8 protein-coding genes and 1 pseudogene are annotated in these 16,988 nt (G+C 49.4%); 4 read left to right on the forward strand and 5 right to left on the reverse strand.

Translation table 11 applies throughout. The features are described from left to right. Positions 1–203: 203 nt before the first annotated feature. The 4 genes and pseudogenes from H6F73_RS25095 to H6F73_RS25110 form a co-directional block, all read right to left on the reverse strand. Positions 204–1,084 (reverse strand): annotated as a pseudogene (locus H6F73_RS25095) (IS982 family transposase). Between the two features lie 85 nt (positions 1,085–1,169). Then, complete coding sequence (locus tag H6F73_RS25100) at positions 1,170–1,712, reverse strand: hypothetical protein (protein WP_190761478.1); 543 nt, start codon at positions 1,710–1,712, stop codon at positions 1,170–1,172. A 75-nt stretch (positions 1,713–1,787) separates the two neighbouring features. Further along, a complete protein-coding gene (locus H6F73_RS25105; protein ID WP_190761479.1) occupies positions 1,788–4,502 on the reverse strand; it encodes a cation-transporting P-type ATPase in 2,715 nt (904 codons plus the stop codon). 259 nt (positions 4,503–4,761) lie between these two features. Next, positions 4,762–5,139, reverse strand: coding sequence for a hypothetical protein (locus tag H6F73_RS25110; RefSeq protein ID WP_206211203.1), 378 nt, complete (start codon positions 5,137–5,139; stop codon positions 4,762–4,764). A 156-nt stretch (positions 5,140–5,295) separates the two neighbouring features. Between H6F73_RS25110 and rppA the strand changes: the two genes are divergently transcribed. The 3 genes from rppA to H6F73_RS27160 all read left to right on the forward strand — a co-directional run bounded on the left by rppA (position 5,296) and on the right by H6F73_RS27160 (position 7,866). Continuing rightward, positions 5,296–5,982 (forward strand): two-component system response regulator RppA, encoded by a 687-nt coding sequence (gene rppA / locus H6F73_RS25115; protein ID WP_190761480.1) that lies wholly within the window; start codon positions 5,296–5,298, stop codon positions 5,980–5,982. A 9-nt stretch (positions 5,983–5,991) separates the two neighbouring features. Next, positions 5,992–7,272, forward strand: coding sequence for an ATP-binding protein (locus H6F73_RS25120; protein WP_190761481.1), 1,281 nt, complete (start codon positions 5,992–5,994; stop codon positions 7,270–7,272). Positions 7,273–7,551: 279 nt separating this feature from the next. Further along, positions 7,552–7,866 (forward strand): transposase, encoded by a 315-nt coding sequence (locus H6F73_RS27160; protein ID WP_190761482.1) that lies wholly within the window; start codon positions 7,552–7,554, stop codon positions 7,864–7,866. Between the two features lie 134 nt (positions 7,867–8,000). On the opposite strand, the gene H6F73_RS25135 is transcribed toward H6F73_RS27160, so the two are convergent. Further along, positions 8,001–8,825 carry a stomatin-like protein gene (locus tag H6F73_RS25135; RefSeq protein WP_190761484.1) on the reverse strand — a complete coding sequence of 275 codons (825 nt, stop codon included), beginning with the start codon at positions 8,823–8,825 and terminating at the stop codon, positions 8,001–8,003. 273 nt (positions 8,826–9,098) lie between these two features. Between H6F73_RS25135 and H6F73_RS26815 the strand changes: the two genes are divergently transcribed. Then, positions 9,099–16,601, forward strand: coding sequence for a PAS domain S-box protein (locus H6F73_RS26815; protein WP_190761485.1), 7,503 nt, complete (start codon positions 9,099–9,101; stop codon positions 16,599–16,601). Positions 16,602–16,988: the final 387 nt, after the last annotated feature.

The following is a 16,988-nucleotide window of genomic DNA, read 5'->3' on the forward strand; positions in this document are numbered from 1 at the left end:
CAATTCTCTCGTGTGTTCAATCTAAAATTTCAAATCCTAAGAACTCATTCAGAATTGCCCTTGGGGGTATTGACGCTCAGCAGATCACCCCATTTGCAGGGGGTTTAGGAGGCTTCCCCCAGGTCTTTCTGACTTTTCCCCATTTTTTATGCCATTGAGAATTGCTATTAAACTATCTTAAATTTATTTAACGTCAGTTCGGGTTAAACAGACGCGGGCAAAGAGGCATCGGGTATGAGGGATGGTTTCTTTGGCTGGTGGCAATAGGCAATCAAGCCGCAGACCAAATTGACTAGGCAGTTGATGGGTGAACGGTGACGAGAATGCTCTCTCTGAGAAATGTTCTTCAACTAATCAATCACCGATTCCATAATGGCTCGTCGCCGTAGGAGCAACTTATCTGCCCATGTGATCAAGCGGTTTTTTATGTTCCGTTTGAGCTTAGTTATCAGTTGAATCCCCCAATCGGGCCAAAGTTGAAGGGCGAGTTTCTCGGAGATATATCCCCTGCCACCAAAAACCTTGCCAAAAAGCTGTTGTAGCAATTGAGGGACAGGCTCACGGTCATCCATATTGCCAGGAGTGAGGACTGCATTAAGCAACTGTCCTTGCTCGTTCACCACCAGGTTCCGCTTAAACCCGAAGAACCAGCCTAGGGACGTTTTGCCTCTAGCCGCTAGGGTATTGAACACCTTGTGGGAGGAGATGCGACGGTTGTGGCAGACCTTGATACTGGTCGAATCAATAAAGCTGATGCCAGTACAGTTGCCAAAGCAGTGGCGCAAGTAGGCGCACAGCGGCATCAGGGTCGATGGCATCTATTCCACAAAGCGTTGGTAGCTGACTAATCGAGGAAAGGCTTTGCGCCAATAGCGACAGACGAACTGGGCAACTGAACCACTTGAAGTTGCGATACGCCGATTGATGGAAGGCAATCAAGAGAAGGCATGATCTCGCTTAAGCTCAGATTGCGGCAGCGGCAACGACGCTGTAACCCTTTATCCAACAGGCGTTGCTGCCAGCGTGGTTCAAACCATCGGCAAAAATCATCCACATGGCAAAACAAGGCTTCTAGACTAGGCATAGGGTGGTCAGATAGGTTGAGAATTAGGCACTTTCAACTGTATCTGTTCCACCCCTCCTTATCCCGAACTCACGTTAGTTTAGATTCAAGATACATCATAGACACGCCACGTCCGAATCCCCCAATATTTAAGGACAGGTTCAGCAATCAAGATCTCGTTTTCTACTGCCTCCATGATGATCAAATAATCTCCCTGGTTAAATCTGTCGTTGTAAATTTTTGCCTGTTCTTCTGGCACCAGCCATCCTCGAAGTGCGCCATATAGACCACCAGCAGTTGCGGCAATTCCACTGCCAAGAAAAGTTGTTAAAAGGCTTTCTACCGCTAATGCCTGACCAATACCAGGAATTAGCAGGCTGCTGAGTCCAACAATTATGGCGAGTGAACCTACTCCCATGCTTCCTGTAATCGCGCCTGTTTTTGCACCTTCTGCTCTTATTATTGAAGGCTGCCGCACACTTTGTCTATTTAAATGCCTATCTAAATTATCGTCATTACCAGAAGACTTGGTAATCACTGAGAGCTTGTGCATGGGAAAACCCTTGTTTTTTAGCTCAGCTAGTGCTTGTTCTGCGTCTTGACGATTAGAGAAGATGCCGATCGCCTGTTTGAGATTATGAGGAGTCATGATAAAAGATGAATAGTTAACGCTACAAATTACGTGGTGCCGGCACAATTAGAAGAGTGGCTTTATTGAAGCCATTTATTTCAGTGGAGCAATCCGCTTTAGCAACGCAGCTAAAGCAATCATAGGTATCCCAATACCGACACAGATAAAGCCTTGAGTTAGAGTTAATGCTTCAGTCGCAAATAGCTGGTTCATGATGCTCCACTGACTAAATAGGAACTGAACCAGTAGAACACTTGCAATGCCAATTGCCACTGCGTAGCCGAGTGATTCATTTTTACCGCGTAGCTTCGCAACAACTGCCGGAACAAATCGGCTAATGCTTAACAGGTAGAATGCTTCTGCTGCAACCAATGCCTGGATTGCCATTGTTCGTGCTAGGGCTTCATTTCCGCTAGTTTGTATAATCCATTCAAAGGTTCCAAAGATCACAATCCAGTTAAACAGTGAAACAGTTAAAATTCGTGTGATTAGCCTGCGCGACAACAGCGGTTCATTCACAGGACGAGGCGGCTGTTGCATCACATCTGGAGATGGCGGCTCAAATGCCAACGGTAGACTCAAGGCAACGGAACTGACCATATTCAGCCAGAGAATTTGTATTGGTAAAATGGGCAGTGGAGTTGCCAGCATTACGGCAATCAAGATGGTCATGGATTCGCCACCGTTCACTGGCAAGATGAAGGCGATCGCCCGCAATAGATTCTTATAAACGGTGCGTCCTTCCTCGATAGCTTCCTCGATCGAGGCAAAGTTATCGTCTGTCAGAATCATATCTGCCGCTTCTTTCGTGACTTCAGTGCCACTGATGCCCATTGCTACCCCGATGTCAGCTTGCTTCAATGCAGGCGCATCGTTGACTCCATCTCCGGTCATTGCCACAATTTCACCTTTGGATTGGAGGGCTTCCACAATCCGCAGTTTTTGTTCGGGTGCAACGCGCGCAAATACATTGCTCTGTGCAACGGCGTTGGCTAATCCTTGCTCATCCAGTCGCGCAAGTTCTTGACCTGTGACAACAGGTGCATTCTTAGTTGAATTTAGACCCATTTGTTGAGCGATCGCCGCTGCTGTTTTGGCATGGTCGCCCGTGATCATCTTGACCTGAATTCCCGCAGATCTACAGGATTCAATGGCTTGAATCGCTTCAGGACGGGGCGGATCGATCATGCCTTGCAGCCCCAGAAATACTAAACCTTGCTCCAGATCAGAATGCTCAATAGAGCTTTGAGAATCAGGGACAGCTTTCCTGGCAAGTGCCAGAACTCGCAGCCCTTTTTTTGCCATACTCTCTACAGTTTGCTCAATTTGCGTTGGGTTGAGGGCGAGTGGCTCTCCATCTTCATCCAGCATTTGACGACATCGCTTGAGGATGGCTTCAGCCGAACCTTTGACATAAATTAACGGTTCTGGGCGGCTGCGATGTAGTGTTGCCATGTATTGAAATTGAGATTCAAACGGCAGGGTGTCGAGCCGAGGAAGCGCCTGCTCCAGCTTGTCTGTACTGAGTCCAGCTTTGTGAGCTGCAGCAATCAGCGCTCCTTCTGTGGGGCTACCGACCACCATCCAGTTTCCGTCCTGTACCTCCAGATGAGAGTCGTTGCACAACAGTCCGGCTTGCAGGCATTCATACAATGCAGGTGCCTTTGCCAGGTCAATTGCATATCCATTCAGAGAGATTTCTCCATCTGGTGTATAACCTCCTCCACTCACCCGATAACGTCTTCCACCTGCGTCAATTTCCTGAACCGTCATTTGATTCTGGGTCAGGGTTCCGGTTTTGTCGGAACAAATTACAGTGGTGCTGCCCAGTGTCTCGATCGCAGGTAATTTACGAATGATGGCATGGTGCTTTGCCATCTGAGACACACCGAGCGCTAATGTCACCGTGAGAATGGCAGGCAACCCTTCGGGAATCGCACTGACTGCCAGCGCAACCGCTGCTTTGAACACCGCAACCCAGGAAAACCCTTGAGCAACGCCAACGGCAAAGGTGAAGGTCGCCAAGCCCAATACAACGTACAGCAAGGTTTTGCTGAATTTATCGATTTTGCGAGTTAGAGGAGTTTCTATGGCTGTACTCTGCTGCATTAGTTGGGAGATGTGCCCGGTTTCGGTCATCTCTCCAATGCCTACAACAACTCCACGCCCCTGCCCAAAGGTGACAAGGCTGCCGGTGTACGCCATGTTGGTGCGCTCTGCTAGCGGAGTGTCTGCTTCTAGAGGCTGAAGGGTTTTTTCGACTGGAACTGATTCTCCTGTTAGGGCTGATTCGTCTACCTGTAAGTCACGAATTTCAATCAGCCGCAGATCGGCAGGTACTTTATCGCCGGAAGACAGTAGGACGAGATCGCCAGGAACCAGTTCGCGGGATGAAACCACTTGCTTTTGACCGTTGCGGCGAATGGTTGCATCAGTTGTGACAGCTTCCGATAAAGCAGCGATCGCATCTTCTGCCTTCGCCTCTTGCACAAAGCCAATGATGGCATTGAGCAGCGTCACCCCAAAAATCACGCCCGAATCGATCCACTCTTGCAGAAATGCTGTCACCAGTCCCGCAACCAGCAAAATATAGAGCAGCGGTTGATTGAATTGCTGAAGAAATCGCAACCAGGCACTCTGTTTTTTCTGAGCGGTTAACTGATTAGGACCAAAGCGCTCGTGTCGTTCTGCTGCTTCTGTAAAAGACAATCCCCTTTCAGGATCAGTTTTGAGCGAGTGGACAACCTGCTCCTGAGAAAGGTGATGCCATTGGTGTTCCGTTGATTTGACGCTATCTAGTACTACCATCTCATTTCCTCCTGGCCCCATACAATCTGGAGTGGCAAGGCTACCGTAAGCCGGCCTTGCCCACCTCATTACTCTCTAGCGTCCTTCAAGAAAGTGAGTAAAAAGTGAGGGCCAAACTTTTACTGCTCACTTTTAGATCACATTTGTGAGTTAGGACTAAGAAGAAACGGAGGTAGCTTATGGATCTGCAAGCTCTATTTCACTGGGTTTATGTGATTACAATGGCGATTGGCGCACTTTGTCTATTGACACAGCAACCTCATTCAACAATTTCATAACGAACGAGTTGCCGCACATCTTGACGAGATAACTGAAGTTCTTGCGCGATCGCTGCCTCGATTTGATTGGTGTTGGTCATGGGCAATTCCAGTTCCAACCGCTTCAAGATAGGTTCCGTTGTTTCTACCTCAACCTGCGTAACTCCCTGCTGTCGATTGATGATTGCATTGATCAGCAGGATGTTGATGGATACAGTCGCTTTAAGCTGAGTATCTGCCTGAAGTTTCGTTTCAGTCGGTTGGGGTTGCCGCAGCTCTTGAGCCATGAGAATATTGGTGCCAAACCAAAAGGCGATCGCCACAAACGGCAGTGGCAACCAGAACTCTGCCCCTGATGCTTGCAGCCATCGTTTTGTCATACGCCACCCACTACTGTTTCTCATCAGCTTGCATATTCCGTTATCTGCACTCTAGTACAGCCTGATCTGCCTCAAAATCTGGCTCAAAGGAGATGTTTACATTACACTAAATGCCTATTCTCAATCTTGCAAGCCGCAAGGGGGAGCAGCAAAGGAATGAGAGTTTTGCTGGTGGAAGATGACCCAAAACAACTAATGCCGCTGCAAATGGCACTGTCCCAGGCAGGGCACAGCGTAGATGGGGTAAAAGATGGAGAGACCGCTCAGTGGCTTTTATCCGAAAAAGAATATGATCTGCTGGTTCTAGACTGGATGTTACCGCGTGTCAGCGGTGTAACCCTCTGTCGGCAATATCGAGCAGCAGGAAAAACGGCTCCAGTCTTGATGATCACGGCAAGAGACACCACGCCTGAAAAAGTAACTGGATTAGATGCAGGTGCAGATGACTACCTGGTGAAACCGATCGACCTGATGGAGTTCATGGCCCGAGTCCGGGCATTAAGACGGCGATCTCCCCTCTGGCAGGGAGATACACTGAGTCTTGAGGATCTCCACCTCCACCTCGATACCCTGACTGTCGAACGGCAAGGTGCAACTGTTTCTCTTTCCAGTCGTGAGTTCCAACTGTTGGAGTACTTCATGCGCCATCCCCGGCAAGTGTTAACCCGCAACCAAATTGAGCAGGCAGTATGGGAGTGGGGAACTGAACCCGAAAGCAATGCAATGACTGTCCTGGTTCGCAAACTGCGTCAACGCTTGCAGACTGTAAGAGCGGCTGATTGGGTGGAGAGCATCTATGGCATGGGCTATCGCCTGACGCCCCCTGAAAAGCATAAATCTTGAAGGCAAGACGTGTTTAACCGAAGTCGTCGCAACCTGGCTCGTTGGTTCACCCTTTCGATGGGAAGCATTCTAGTGCTGTTTGCTGGAGTGATTTATCAGATCGAGATCAAGGAAAAACTGGAAGCACTTGATCGCCTGCTCTACGATAAGACCAGAGTAATGGCTGCCAGTGTGCATTATGAAGTTCGTCAAGACCAAAGCCAGGTCGATCTGAGCCATGTTCCGTTATTGGGCAGTGGTTCACACCCACTTACAGAGGATCTGATTTATGTGCGCTGGTATAACGCGCAAGGACGGCTCGTTCGCTTTTTTGGAGCGTCTTCTCCAGACCAGTTAAATACACCCCTTGGTTATCTCACGGTTCAATCGACAGATCCACTTTGGGAGGAAAAAATTTGGCTCCGTCAGGCGACATTACCTGTAGAGGGCAGAACTGGAACTTTGGGGTATCTTCAGGTTGCCACTCCTCTCATGGAGACTCAACAAGAACTTCAGCAGCTTCAGATGGCGCTGACTCTAACAGTACCGATCACATTAGGGCTAATTGCGCTTACGGGTTGGATTCTCAGCGGCTTTGCCATGCAACCGATTCGGCAAGCCTATCAACAGCTTCAACGGTTCACAGCAGATGCTTCCCATGAGTTGCGATCACCCATTTCCGCGATTCTGACCAACGCTCAACTCGGATTACTCATCGCCGTCAATGATTCTCACTATCACCCTCCTTTAGAAAACATTGTGGATAGTGCGAAATCAATGGGTACGCTCGTTAATAATCTGTTATTGCTTGCTCGTCATCAGGGGCAGCTTACACCAGAGTCACTCAAATTAATTAACCTTAACGGTTTGCTCAAAAGTTTGGTAACTCAGTTTGCAACCTTAGCAGAACAGCAAACTATCAACCTGACCTACGAGCAGTCTGAGCAACTGATTGAACTGTGGGCTGATCCTGATTTGCTACAACAAGCGATCGAAAATTTGCTCAACAATGCCTGTAAATATACCCCTGCTGGCGGTACAATCCTGGTGCGCTTGGTGCCCCACCCTGGTTGGGCAGTAATTCAGGTAATCGACACAGGTGTCGGTATTCCAGAAACCGACTTACCCTATATTTTTGATCGCTTCTACCGGGTAGACACTCAGCGTTCTCAGGACAGTGGCGGCTTTGGGCTAGGGTTGGCGATCGCCCAGCAAATTGTTCAAGCCCATAGCGGGCACATCCACGTCACAAGTGAAGTGAGTAAAGGCTCAAAGTTCCAGGTTGAATTGCCCCTCAAACCCTACCAGTAACCTGAGTTCGCGATAAGGAAGGGACAAGCGAGTAAGCTAAAAGTCATCACACAACAGCAATACTTGCTCGTGCCATGCCCCGTCTAGAAGAACTTTTTTGCTCTGTCGATGATTTTTGCCTTCTTTTTGAACCTTTGTGGCATAAACAACTGATGGGGGATGGACTCAAACATCGCCACCGCCATCGTCAACTGTGCCCCAGTGAAATCATGACCATCGAGATTGCATTTCATCAATCTCATTAGCGGAGTTTTAAAGCGTTTTACCAGGAGAAGGTACGTGGACAGTGGAGTTGCGCCTTTCCCGGCGTTGGTGAGTTATCAACGCTTTGTAGAATGGATGCCTTCCACCCTGATACCTTTAAGTATCTATCTACACAGTTGTTTTGGTCAGTGGAAAGGCGTGTCTGTAATGGACTCGACCAAGATTGCGGTCTGTCATAACCGACGAATCAAAGGGCACAAGGTGTTCAAGGATATCGGCAGGCGGGGTAAGACTTCTTTTGATTGGTTCAAAGGCTTTAAACTACATCTGGTTTGTAATGACAAGGGGGAACTGCTGAATATCGCTGTCACTGCTGGCAATTGCATTTGATCGTAAGCCTGTGCCCACTCTACTCAAAGGGTTGTCTGGTAAGGTGGTGGCTGAGCGAGGCTATATATCCCAAAAGTTGTTTGAGCAACTGTATCAATGCGTTTTTCCTTCCTTCTGCTTAACCCGAACTCAGGTTATTTAGACTTTGAATTCGAGCCATTGCTTTCAGGAGGACTAATCGTCGAGTTATTTAACAACTCACCCATTGAGGAACCCAAAGGTTCTGAACCCATAAAAACAATTTTTGCATTCGGGCTTTCACTCAATTTTTGATTCGCTTCTACATATCTTTGAGCCACAAGAAACTGCAAAATATCTTTACTATTAGATTGTGATTTGATGGCAGTTGAAAGCAGTTCCATCGCTCGCACAGTGCCCTCAGCCTCCAAAATATCTGCTTGTTTTTTAAATTCCGCCGCTCGTTTTAACTCCATTGCTTCTATGACTTTCGGTGTTGGCGTAATTTCCTGCACCTCAACGCGCGTGACTTTAACACCCCAGCGATCAGTGACATCATCCAACTCTCTCAACATCGCTTTATTAATATCTTTTCTGGAGTAGAAAGTCTTCTGTAAATCCATCTCGCCAATCTCAGATCGCAGCGTGGTAAGAACCAACTTTCTCAGCGCTTCTTCAATATCTTGAACTTTGTAATAAGCCAGTTCTAGTTCGATGACCCGCCAGTAAAGCACTGCATCTATAATCAGCGAAACATTATCTTTTGTAATTGCTTGGCTTGGCTTCAGCTCCAAGACTCGTTCACTGAGCGTGTCTTCTAAAACAACCGTATCGAGGATAGGATTAATAAAGTTGAGACCGGATTCCAGTTTGCGATGGAATTTGCCCAGTCGCTCAACCAAGGCTTCATTTTCTTCACTGATAATTTTCACAGAGCGTACAGTACATCCACCAATAATTACCACTGCAAGGGGGGCGACGACTGCAAAAAAGTAGTCCATAATCGATGCTCTCGTACTAAGCTAGGCAAAGAATTGCATGGGGTTGCAGCTCTAGTCTAGTGCAGGTAGACAGGAAAAGACTGTACCTAGCAGCAAGAAAACACATCTCAAAAGTGTAAAATTGACGGTTTTTGTGACAAAGACATCATGTTAATCACCTCATGCGTGGTGACCGGCAAGTTACCACACATGAGGGATACCGGCAGTAAACTAATTCTTATACCTTAGTGCTTGAAGAGTCGCGTGAGAGCTGACGCAAAAGGAGACGCCCAGATGGAAAATTGGACAGATCCCATAAAGGCGACTGTACCAGAAGATGTGTTCGCCGGCGGCGGACAGATGGGTGCCCTAATGCGAGCGCTCGACTGGTCAAGCACAGCCCTTGGGCCGGCAGAAAACTGGCCTCAAAGCTGGCGTACAGCCTTGAGCATTTGTTTGGCCTCCCGCTTCCCAATGATTCTCTGGTTGGGTGCGGATCTGATTGTTTTTTATAACGATGCCTACATTCCGATTTTTGGCACCCAGAAACACCCGAAATCTTTGGGTAAGCCTGGACGTGACGTTTGGCCGGAAGTTTGGCATATCATCGGCCCAATGCTTGAGGGTGTACTCGCAACAGGAGAGGCCACTTGGTCAGACGATCTGTTGCTTGAACTTGATCGTAACGGCTACGTTGAAGAAAGCTACTTCACATTTTCCTATAGTGCGATTCGAGACGACAGGGGTAGGGTGTGCGGAGTCTTTACAGCCGTCAACGAAACCACCAGTCGCGTCCTGAGGGAACGCCGGCAGCGCACCTTGCGCGAATTAGCTGCCGGTGCTGCCGAAGCAAAAACTGCCGGGGATGCCTGCTCTATCGCCCTCAAAACACTGGCCGGCAACCCCGCAGACATTCCCTTTGCTTTACTTTATTTGCTTGAGGCTGAGGGACACACCGCCCATCTCGCCGGAACAACCGGCTTAACTCCCGCTACACCTCCCCAAACCATCGACTTATCCGCTTACGAGGAATTTCCCAAAAGCTGGCTATTATTAGCACAAACACAGACAATCCCAGCAGAACCGGCCTGTCATGATGGGCAAAGCTTGGCCGGCTCAACACACAACCACTCCGTGGCAATTGAAAACTCAACCGTTGTACTGCCGGTGGCGCAACCGGGCCAAAGTCAACCCGCCGGCATTTTAGTGGCCGGTATTAGCCCCCGCAGGGCACTTGATGAAGACTATCGAAATTTCTTTGAGTTGGCAGCCGGCCACATCGCTACAGCTATCGCCAACGCCCGCGCTTACGAAGAAGAACGCAAGCGATCTGAAGCACTCGCCGAGATTGATCGGGCGAAGACAGCTTTTTTTAGCAACGTCAGCCACGAGTTTCGCACCCCACTAACGCTTTTACTTGGGCCGGTTGAGGATATTTTGGCCGATGCGGAAAACTCACTCTCGCCCAGGTATCGCGAACAGCTCGAAACAGTCCACCGCAATAGCTTACGCTTGCTCAAGCTGGTCAATACCCTGCTAGATTTTTCCCGCCTCGAAGCAGGGCGCGTGCAAGCTGTTTATCAGCAAACTGACTTGGCAACGTTCACCGCAGAACTTGCCAGTGTGTTTCGCTCAGCTATCGAACGAGCCGGTTTACGTTTCACCGTCAATTGTTCCCCACTAGGCGAACCCGTGTTTGTTGATCAAGAAATGTGGGAAAAAATTGTTTTTAATTTACTTTCAAATGCGTTTAAATTTACGTTTGCCGGTGAAATCGAAGTTTCTTTAAAAATAGAACGCAAACCATCAAAAAGTAATCCTCAAGAAAGCGCTCAATGCTCAATTCTCCAGGTGCGCGACACCGGCACCGGCATCCCACCAGAAGAACTCCCCCATCTTTTCCAGCGCTTCCACCGCGTGCGAGGTGCGACTTCCCGCACCCATGAAGGCACCGGCATCGGTTTAGCCTTAGTGCAAGAACTCGTCCATCTGCATGGCGGCACCGTCGAAGTCAGCAGCCAAGTCGGAATTGGCACCACGTTCACCGTTTCCATTCCCACCGGCACCCGCCACTTGCCGGCAGAGCGCATCGGCGGCACCCGCACCCTTGCCTCAACCGCCCTCGGTGGCACCCCCTATATCGAAGAAGCACAGCGCTGGCTGCCGGCACCCGCAGAAACACAACAGACGCCAAGCCCATCCCCCTCTCCCGTCTCACCCTCTCACCCCCTCACCCCCTCCTCTTCCCCCTCCTCCGAGCGCATTCTCTTGGCTGATGACAATTTAGATATGCGAGATTATGTCAAGGGGTTGCTAGAGCAATATTATGAAGTTGAGGCAGTGGCAGATGGTGCAGCCGCCCTAGCCGCCGCACGCGAGGGCAATTTTGACTTGATCCTCAGCGACGTGATGATGCCTCGTTTAGATGGAATCGGGCTGTTGCGAGAACTGCGTGCCGGCACACACACCCAACAAGTGCCGGTGATTCTGCTCTCTGCCCGTTCTGGGGAAGAATCTAGCATTGAAGGACTCGAAGCCGGTGCTGATGACTACCTGATCAAGCCCTTCTCCGCCCGCGAATTACTCGCTCGCGTCCGCACTCACCTGCAAATGGCCAAACTGCGGCAAGAGGCGACTCGCCGTGAGCAGCAGCTACGCATAACAGCCGAAGCAGCACAGCAGCAAACCATCAATATTCTAGAGAGCATCACCGATGGCTTTATCTCCTTAGATCACGAGTGGCGGTATACCTATGTCAACCAAGCAGCCGCACGAATGGTTGGCAAAACACGAGAAGAATTGCTCGGCAAGAATATATGGGAGGTATTTCCTACAGCAGTTGGCGAGATTTTTTATCAGGAATGTCAGCGATCATTCGCACAGCAAGTCCCCGCCACCTTTGAAGAGTTTTCCTGCACCTTAAACACCTGTTTTGAAACGCGCACTTATCCTTCCCCGGAAGGGCTTTCTATTTATTTCCGCGATATTACAGAACGCAAGCGGACGGAGGAAGAACTGCACCGGAGGGAACAGGAATTTAAAGCACTCGCCGAAAATGCGCCGGATGTTATCGCACGTTTAGATGAAAATCTGCGATACCTTTACATGAATCAAGCGGTTGAACAAGTGACGCGAATGCCACCGGCATTCTTCATCGGAAAAACTCTCTGGGAGTTAGGGTTACCAGCGGAACTCCTCGCAAAATGGGAACAAACATTTCGTCAAGTGCTGGCAACAGGACAACAGTGCGTAATGGAGAATAGTTTCGCCACACCCAGCGGAATCAAATACTATCAATCTCGGATTGTTCCTGAATTTGCCAAGGATGGTTCAACCCAATCTTTGTTGAATATCACCCATGACATAACTGAATTAAAACAAGCAGAGGCAGCGCTGCGAGAAACCAACCAAAAGCTTGAGACGCTCATTCAAGCCTCGCCGGTGGCAGTTATTGCCTTGGATACTCAAGCTAACATTAAAATGTGGAGTCCAGCCGCTGAGAAAATATTTGGCTGGACAGAACAAGAGGTGTTAAATCGCCCCGTTCCTTTTGTCCCACCAGAGAAACAGGAAGAATTTCGCACCTTGCACAAACTGAAGTTGCAAGGACAGCTAGTCTCTGGGATAGAAGTGTGCCGGCAAAACAAATCAGGAGAGAAAATAGAGGTTGCTGTTTGGGGAGCACCACTGCCGGATGCAGAAGGTAATATAAACAGCACAATGGCTTTAATTGCCGATATTAGCGAGCGTAAAAGAGCTGAAGAAGCACTCCGCAAAGAGCGCGATTTTACCACTGCTGTACTCGATACAATTGGCAGTTTAGTGGTGGTTCTTGACCGGCAGGGGCGAATTGTTAGCTTTAACCGAGCTTGTGAGCAGGCAACAGGATACACATTTAACGAAGTTAAAGGCGCTTATGTTTGGGACAAGTTCATCGTTCCAGAACAAGTCGAGTCGGTTAAACGCGTATTCCAGAACTTACAAGCCGGTGAGCTTCACAACCAATATGACAACGACTGGTTAACCAAAGACAAGCGTCGCCGGCTGATCGCTTGGTCTAACACAATTCTGCACGACGGTGCCGGCGAAGTTGAATATATCATTGGCACCGGCATCGACATCACCGAACATCGGCAGGCTGAAGAAGCGCTCAGGAAAAGCGAAGCACGGTTTCGGCGCATGGCTGAATCCAACCTCATGGGAATCTTTTTCGCCGACTTTAGCGGCCACATCACCGACGCCAACGACGCCTTTTTACAGATGCTTGGCTACTCAAAAGCAGAGCTGCACTCAGGCGCTTTACGTTGGGATGTCATGACCCCGCCAGAATATCGCCGGCTCGACGAACAAAAAATTTGCGAAATCAAAGCATCAGCAAATGGCACGCCTTGGGAAAAAGAATATATTCGCAAAGATGGCACTCGCGTCCCCGTTTTAGTGGGCACCGCTTTGCTAGAAGAATCTCAAGAAGATTGTGTTTGCTTTATTGTTGATTTAACAGAACGCAAGCGCATGGAAGAAGCTCTGCGCTTCGCACTTCAAAAACTTAATTTTCATGTCGAAAATACACCACTGGCAGTTATTGAATGGGATCGAGAATTTCGGGTGAGGCGGTGGTCAACAAGCGCTGAAAGGCTGTTTGGCTGGCAGCCAGATGAAGTGATCTTCAAGCATTCAAGTGATTGGCCATTCGTCTTCGAAGAAGATGTAGAAGGGGTCACCAGCATCCTGAACCGATTAGTTGACGGCATAGAAGTGCGGAATATTTCATACAATCGCAACTATACAAAGAACGGTTCAGTTGTTGTTTGTGAGTGGTACAACTCGGCTCAGTTAGATGAGTGTGGCAAATTAGTTTCTGTGCTGTCTTTAGTTCTAGATGTCACCGAGCGATCCAGTGCACTAGCCGCTGTGGCGCAAGCAAAAGAGCGATTTCGCATGGCTGCCGAATGCGCCAGCGACTTAATTTATGAATGGGAACTCAATAGCCGGCGCATCGAGTGGTTTGGCAATATTGATGAACATTTAGGATACGCGCCAGGAGAATTTCCTAGAACGTTGGAAGGCTGGCAAAATGCGATTCACCCCGATGATCGCCGGCGCGTCATGGCTGCGGTGGAACGGCACTTAAAAACACGGGAAGCATTTTGTCAAGAGTACCGTGTACAGCGCCAGGATGGAACCATCCTATACTGGATGGATCGGGGAACCGTTTTGTGGGATGAGCGAGGCAATCCCTATAAATGGATTGGAGTGAATACCGACATCACGGAACGCCAGCTGGCTCAAGAAAAAATCCTCAAACTGAATCAGGCACTAGAGCGCCGCGTCAAAGAGCTACAAACTTTATTAGAAGTTATTCCGATTGGAATTGGTATTGCCGAAGATCCGGACTGTAAAACGATCCGAGTTAACCCAGCTTTTGCAAAACAGTTGAAGATTTCCCCGCACAGCAATGGTTCACTAAGCGCTCCCCCTGAGGAAAAACCTTCAAATTTCAAAGTCTATCAAAACGCACAGGAACTATCTCCAGAGGAACTCCCCATGCAGCAGGCTGCCGCGAATGGGGTAGAGGTTTTGGATGTAGAAGTCGATGTTGTCCATGAAGATGGCACAATCGTGAAACTGCTGGAGTATGCCGCGCCCTTATTTGACGAAGAGGGCAACACCAGAGGGAGCATCGGGGCATTTTTAGATATCACAGAGCGTAAGCAAACAGAAGAAGCGCTGCGGCTGAGCGAGGAACGTTACCGCTCTCTCGCTGAGGCGCTGCCTCAACTGGTGTGTTTGTCTACTCCCGATGCAGCAATCGAATATTGCAATCAAAGTTGGTTCGATTACACAGGACTAACCTTAGAGGAGACAAAACAGTACGGAGCACGGCAGATTGTCCATCCCGACGACTTACGCTCATTCCTCGTGCATTGGGCGGCTTCGCTTAAAACCGGCACCGGCTTCTCGATTGAGTTTCGCTTGAGACGGGCTGATGGCGTTTATCGCTGGCACCAAGGACGCACCGTTCCGATCAAATGTCAAGAGAGTCTGCGGGTTCTGGCGTGGTTGGGAACTGCTACGGATACGGAAGACCAAAAACGGGCAGAGGAGCAAGAGCGCTTTCTGGCCGATGCCAGTGCGGTACTGGCTCACTCCCTGGAATATCAAACCACGCTTGAGAGTGTGGCCCGTCTAGCAGTGCCTCGCATTGCCGACTGGTGCGCGATTGATATGGTCGAAAGCGATGGCTCAATTCAATCGCTGGCCGTGGCTCATGTCGAGCCGGCAAAGGTAGACTTGGCACGCGAAGTACAGCAACGCTATCGAGTCGATCCGAAGGCCCAGTGGGGAATGCCCAATGTTATTCGCACAGGACGCTCGGAACTGTATTCAGAGATTTCTGATCAGTTGCTGGTCACGTCTGCTCATGATGCAGAACATCTGCAAATTTTGCGGGAGTTGGGCCTATCTTCGGCAATGGTGGTGCCACTGATCGCCCGTGGGCGGACGCTGGGGGCAATTACCTTTGTGTTAGAAGGTTCAAATCGCCGGCCCTATGAGGCATCTGACTTGGTTCTGGCAGAGGCGCTGGCTCACCGTGCGGCTTTTGCAATTAACAATGCCCGTCTGTATGGCGAAGCTCAGGAGGCGAACCGGCTCAAAGATGAGTTTCTGGCAACGCTTTCCCACGAACTCCGCACGCCGCTCAATTCAATTCTTGGTTGGACGCAGTTATTGCAAAGCCGCCAGATGTCTGAGGAAAAGATCCGAACGGCTTTACAAACCATTGAGCGCAATGCCCGATCACAGGCTCAGCTGATTGAAGACCTTCTCGATGTTTCACGCATTATCACCGGCAAGTTGCGCTTGAATGTCCGACCGATTGAATTGGTGCCGGTGATTGAGGCGGCAATTAATGCTGTGCGCCCTGCAGCGGACGCTAAGGCGATTCGCATTCAGTCTGTCCTCGATCCAAAGGCCGGCTCGGTTTCCGGCGACTCCGACCGCTTGCAGCAGATCATTTGGAACTTGCTATCGAATGCGATTAAGTTTACTCCCAGAGGGGGCAGCGTCACGATTACCCTTGAACGCATTAACTCCCACGTTGAAATTACCGTCAGCGATACAGGTCAAGGGATCAAAGCCGAGTTTTTGCCCTTCGTCTTCGACCGTTTCCGCCAAGCAGATGGCTCAACAACCAGGTCGTCTAGCGGGTTGGGGCTGGGGCTGGCAATTGTGCGTCACCTGGCAGAACTACACGGTGGCAGTGCCCACGCACAGAGTCTGGGGGAAGGTTTAGGGGCGACCTTTACCGTGAAGTTGCCGTTGCGGGCTATGTGCAGTGTAACGGACGATCCGGAACGGGTACACCCAACCGTTGATACTGGGGTTGCTTTTGATCTGGCCCCTAGCCTTGAGGGCTTACGGGTGCTGGTGGTGGATGATGAGCCGGATGCGCGGGATTTTCTCTCGACTGCGTTGCAAGAGTGCGGTGCGGCTGTGAAAACGGCTGGATCGGTTCGGGAGGCAATTGGGGTGATCAAAAAGTTCAACCCTCATGTTTTGGTGAGCGATATTGGGATGCCTCAAGAGGATGGCTATACTTTGATTCGTGAGGTGAGGGCGATTGATGCGGAACGCGGGGGGTTTCTACCGGCAGCAGCACTGACGGCGTATGCGAGGGAAGAAGACCGCCGCAGGGCTTTGCTGGCGGGATTTCAACTCCATGTGCCAAAACCTGTGAGTCCGGCTGAGCTGGCTGCGGTGGTGGCGAATCTTGCCGGTCGCACTGGGCAGGCTTAGGCGCGTTGGTGGGGATGAAACAATTGGGTGACGTTAATTTTCTAATTGCTTTGGCTTATATGCGAACAAATTGTGCCTGTTAAACGCACTTGTTCTGGTTTTTACCATTTCAAGTTTCGCGGGCCGGTTCAAACTTTCATCACTTGAAAATTACATTATTATATCGATTTGATAGCATATAAGCGAATAATAATTTAGGTCAAAATAATTCGACTCGAATTCTTTTGTGTGGGTAAATAAGGTAAAAAGTCAAATAAGATTTTTTCTTTTTTGTGAGTTGTCCCAACTCTCTCAAATCCCCGAATCTTAGCCAAAAGAGCGATCCTATTAACCAATAAAAATTATTTAAATCTCCCATTGGGTAGATGAAGTTTAGAATAAATATCA

Source organism: Microcoleus sp. FACHB-68, from assembly GCF_014695715.1.
In the GTDB taxonomy this organism is placed as follows: domain Bacteria; phylum Cyanobacteriota; class Cyanobacteriia; order Cyanobacteriales; family Oscillatoriaceae; genus FACHB-68.

Excerpts from the sequence above, each read along its gene's own strand:
- H6F73_RS25100 (WP_190761478.1), bottom strand. The coding sequence starts at position 1,712 with ATGACTCCTCATAATCTCAAACAGGCGATCGGCATCTTCTCTAATCGT.
- H6F73_RS25105 (WP_190761479.1), bottom strand. The coding sequence starts at position 4,502 with ATGGTAGTACTAGATAGCGTCAAATCAACGGAACACCAATGGCATCAC.
- H6F73_RS25110 (WP_206211203.1), bottom strand. The coding sequence starts at position 5,139 with ATGACAAAACGATGGCTGCAAGCATCAGGGGCAGAGTTCTGGTTGCCA.
- rppA (WP_190761480.1), top strand. The coding sequence starts at position 5,296 with ATGAGAGTTTTGCTGGTGGAAGATGACCCAAAACAACTAATGCCGCTG.
- H6F73_RS25135 (WP_190761484.1), bottom strand. The coding sequence starts at position 8,825 with ATGGACTACTTTTTTGCAGTCGTCGCCCCCCTTGCAGTGGTAATTATT.
- H6F73_RS26815 (WP_190761485.1), top strand. The coding sequence starts at position 9,099 with ATGGAAAATTGGACAGATCCCATAAAGGCGACTGTACCAGAAGATGTG.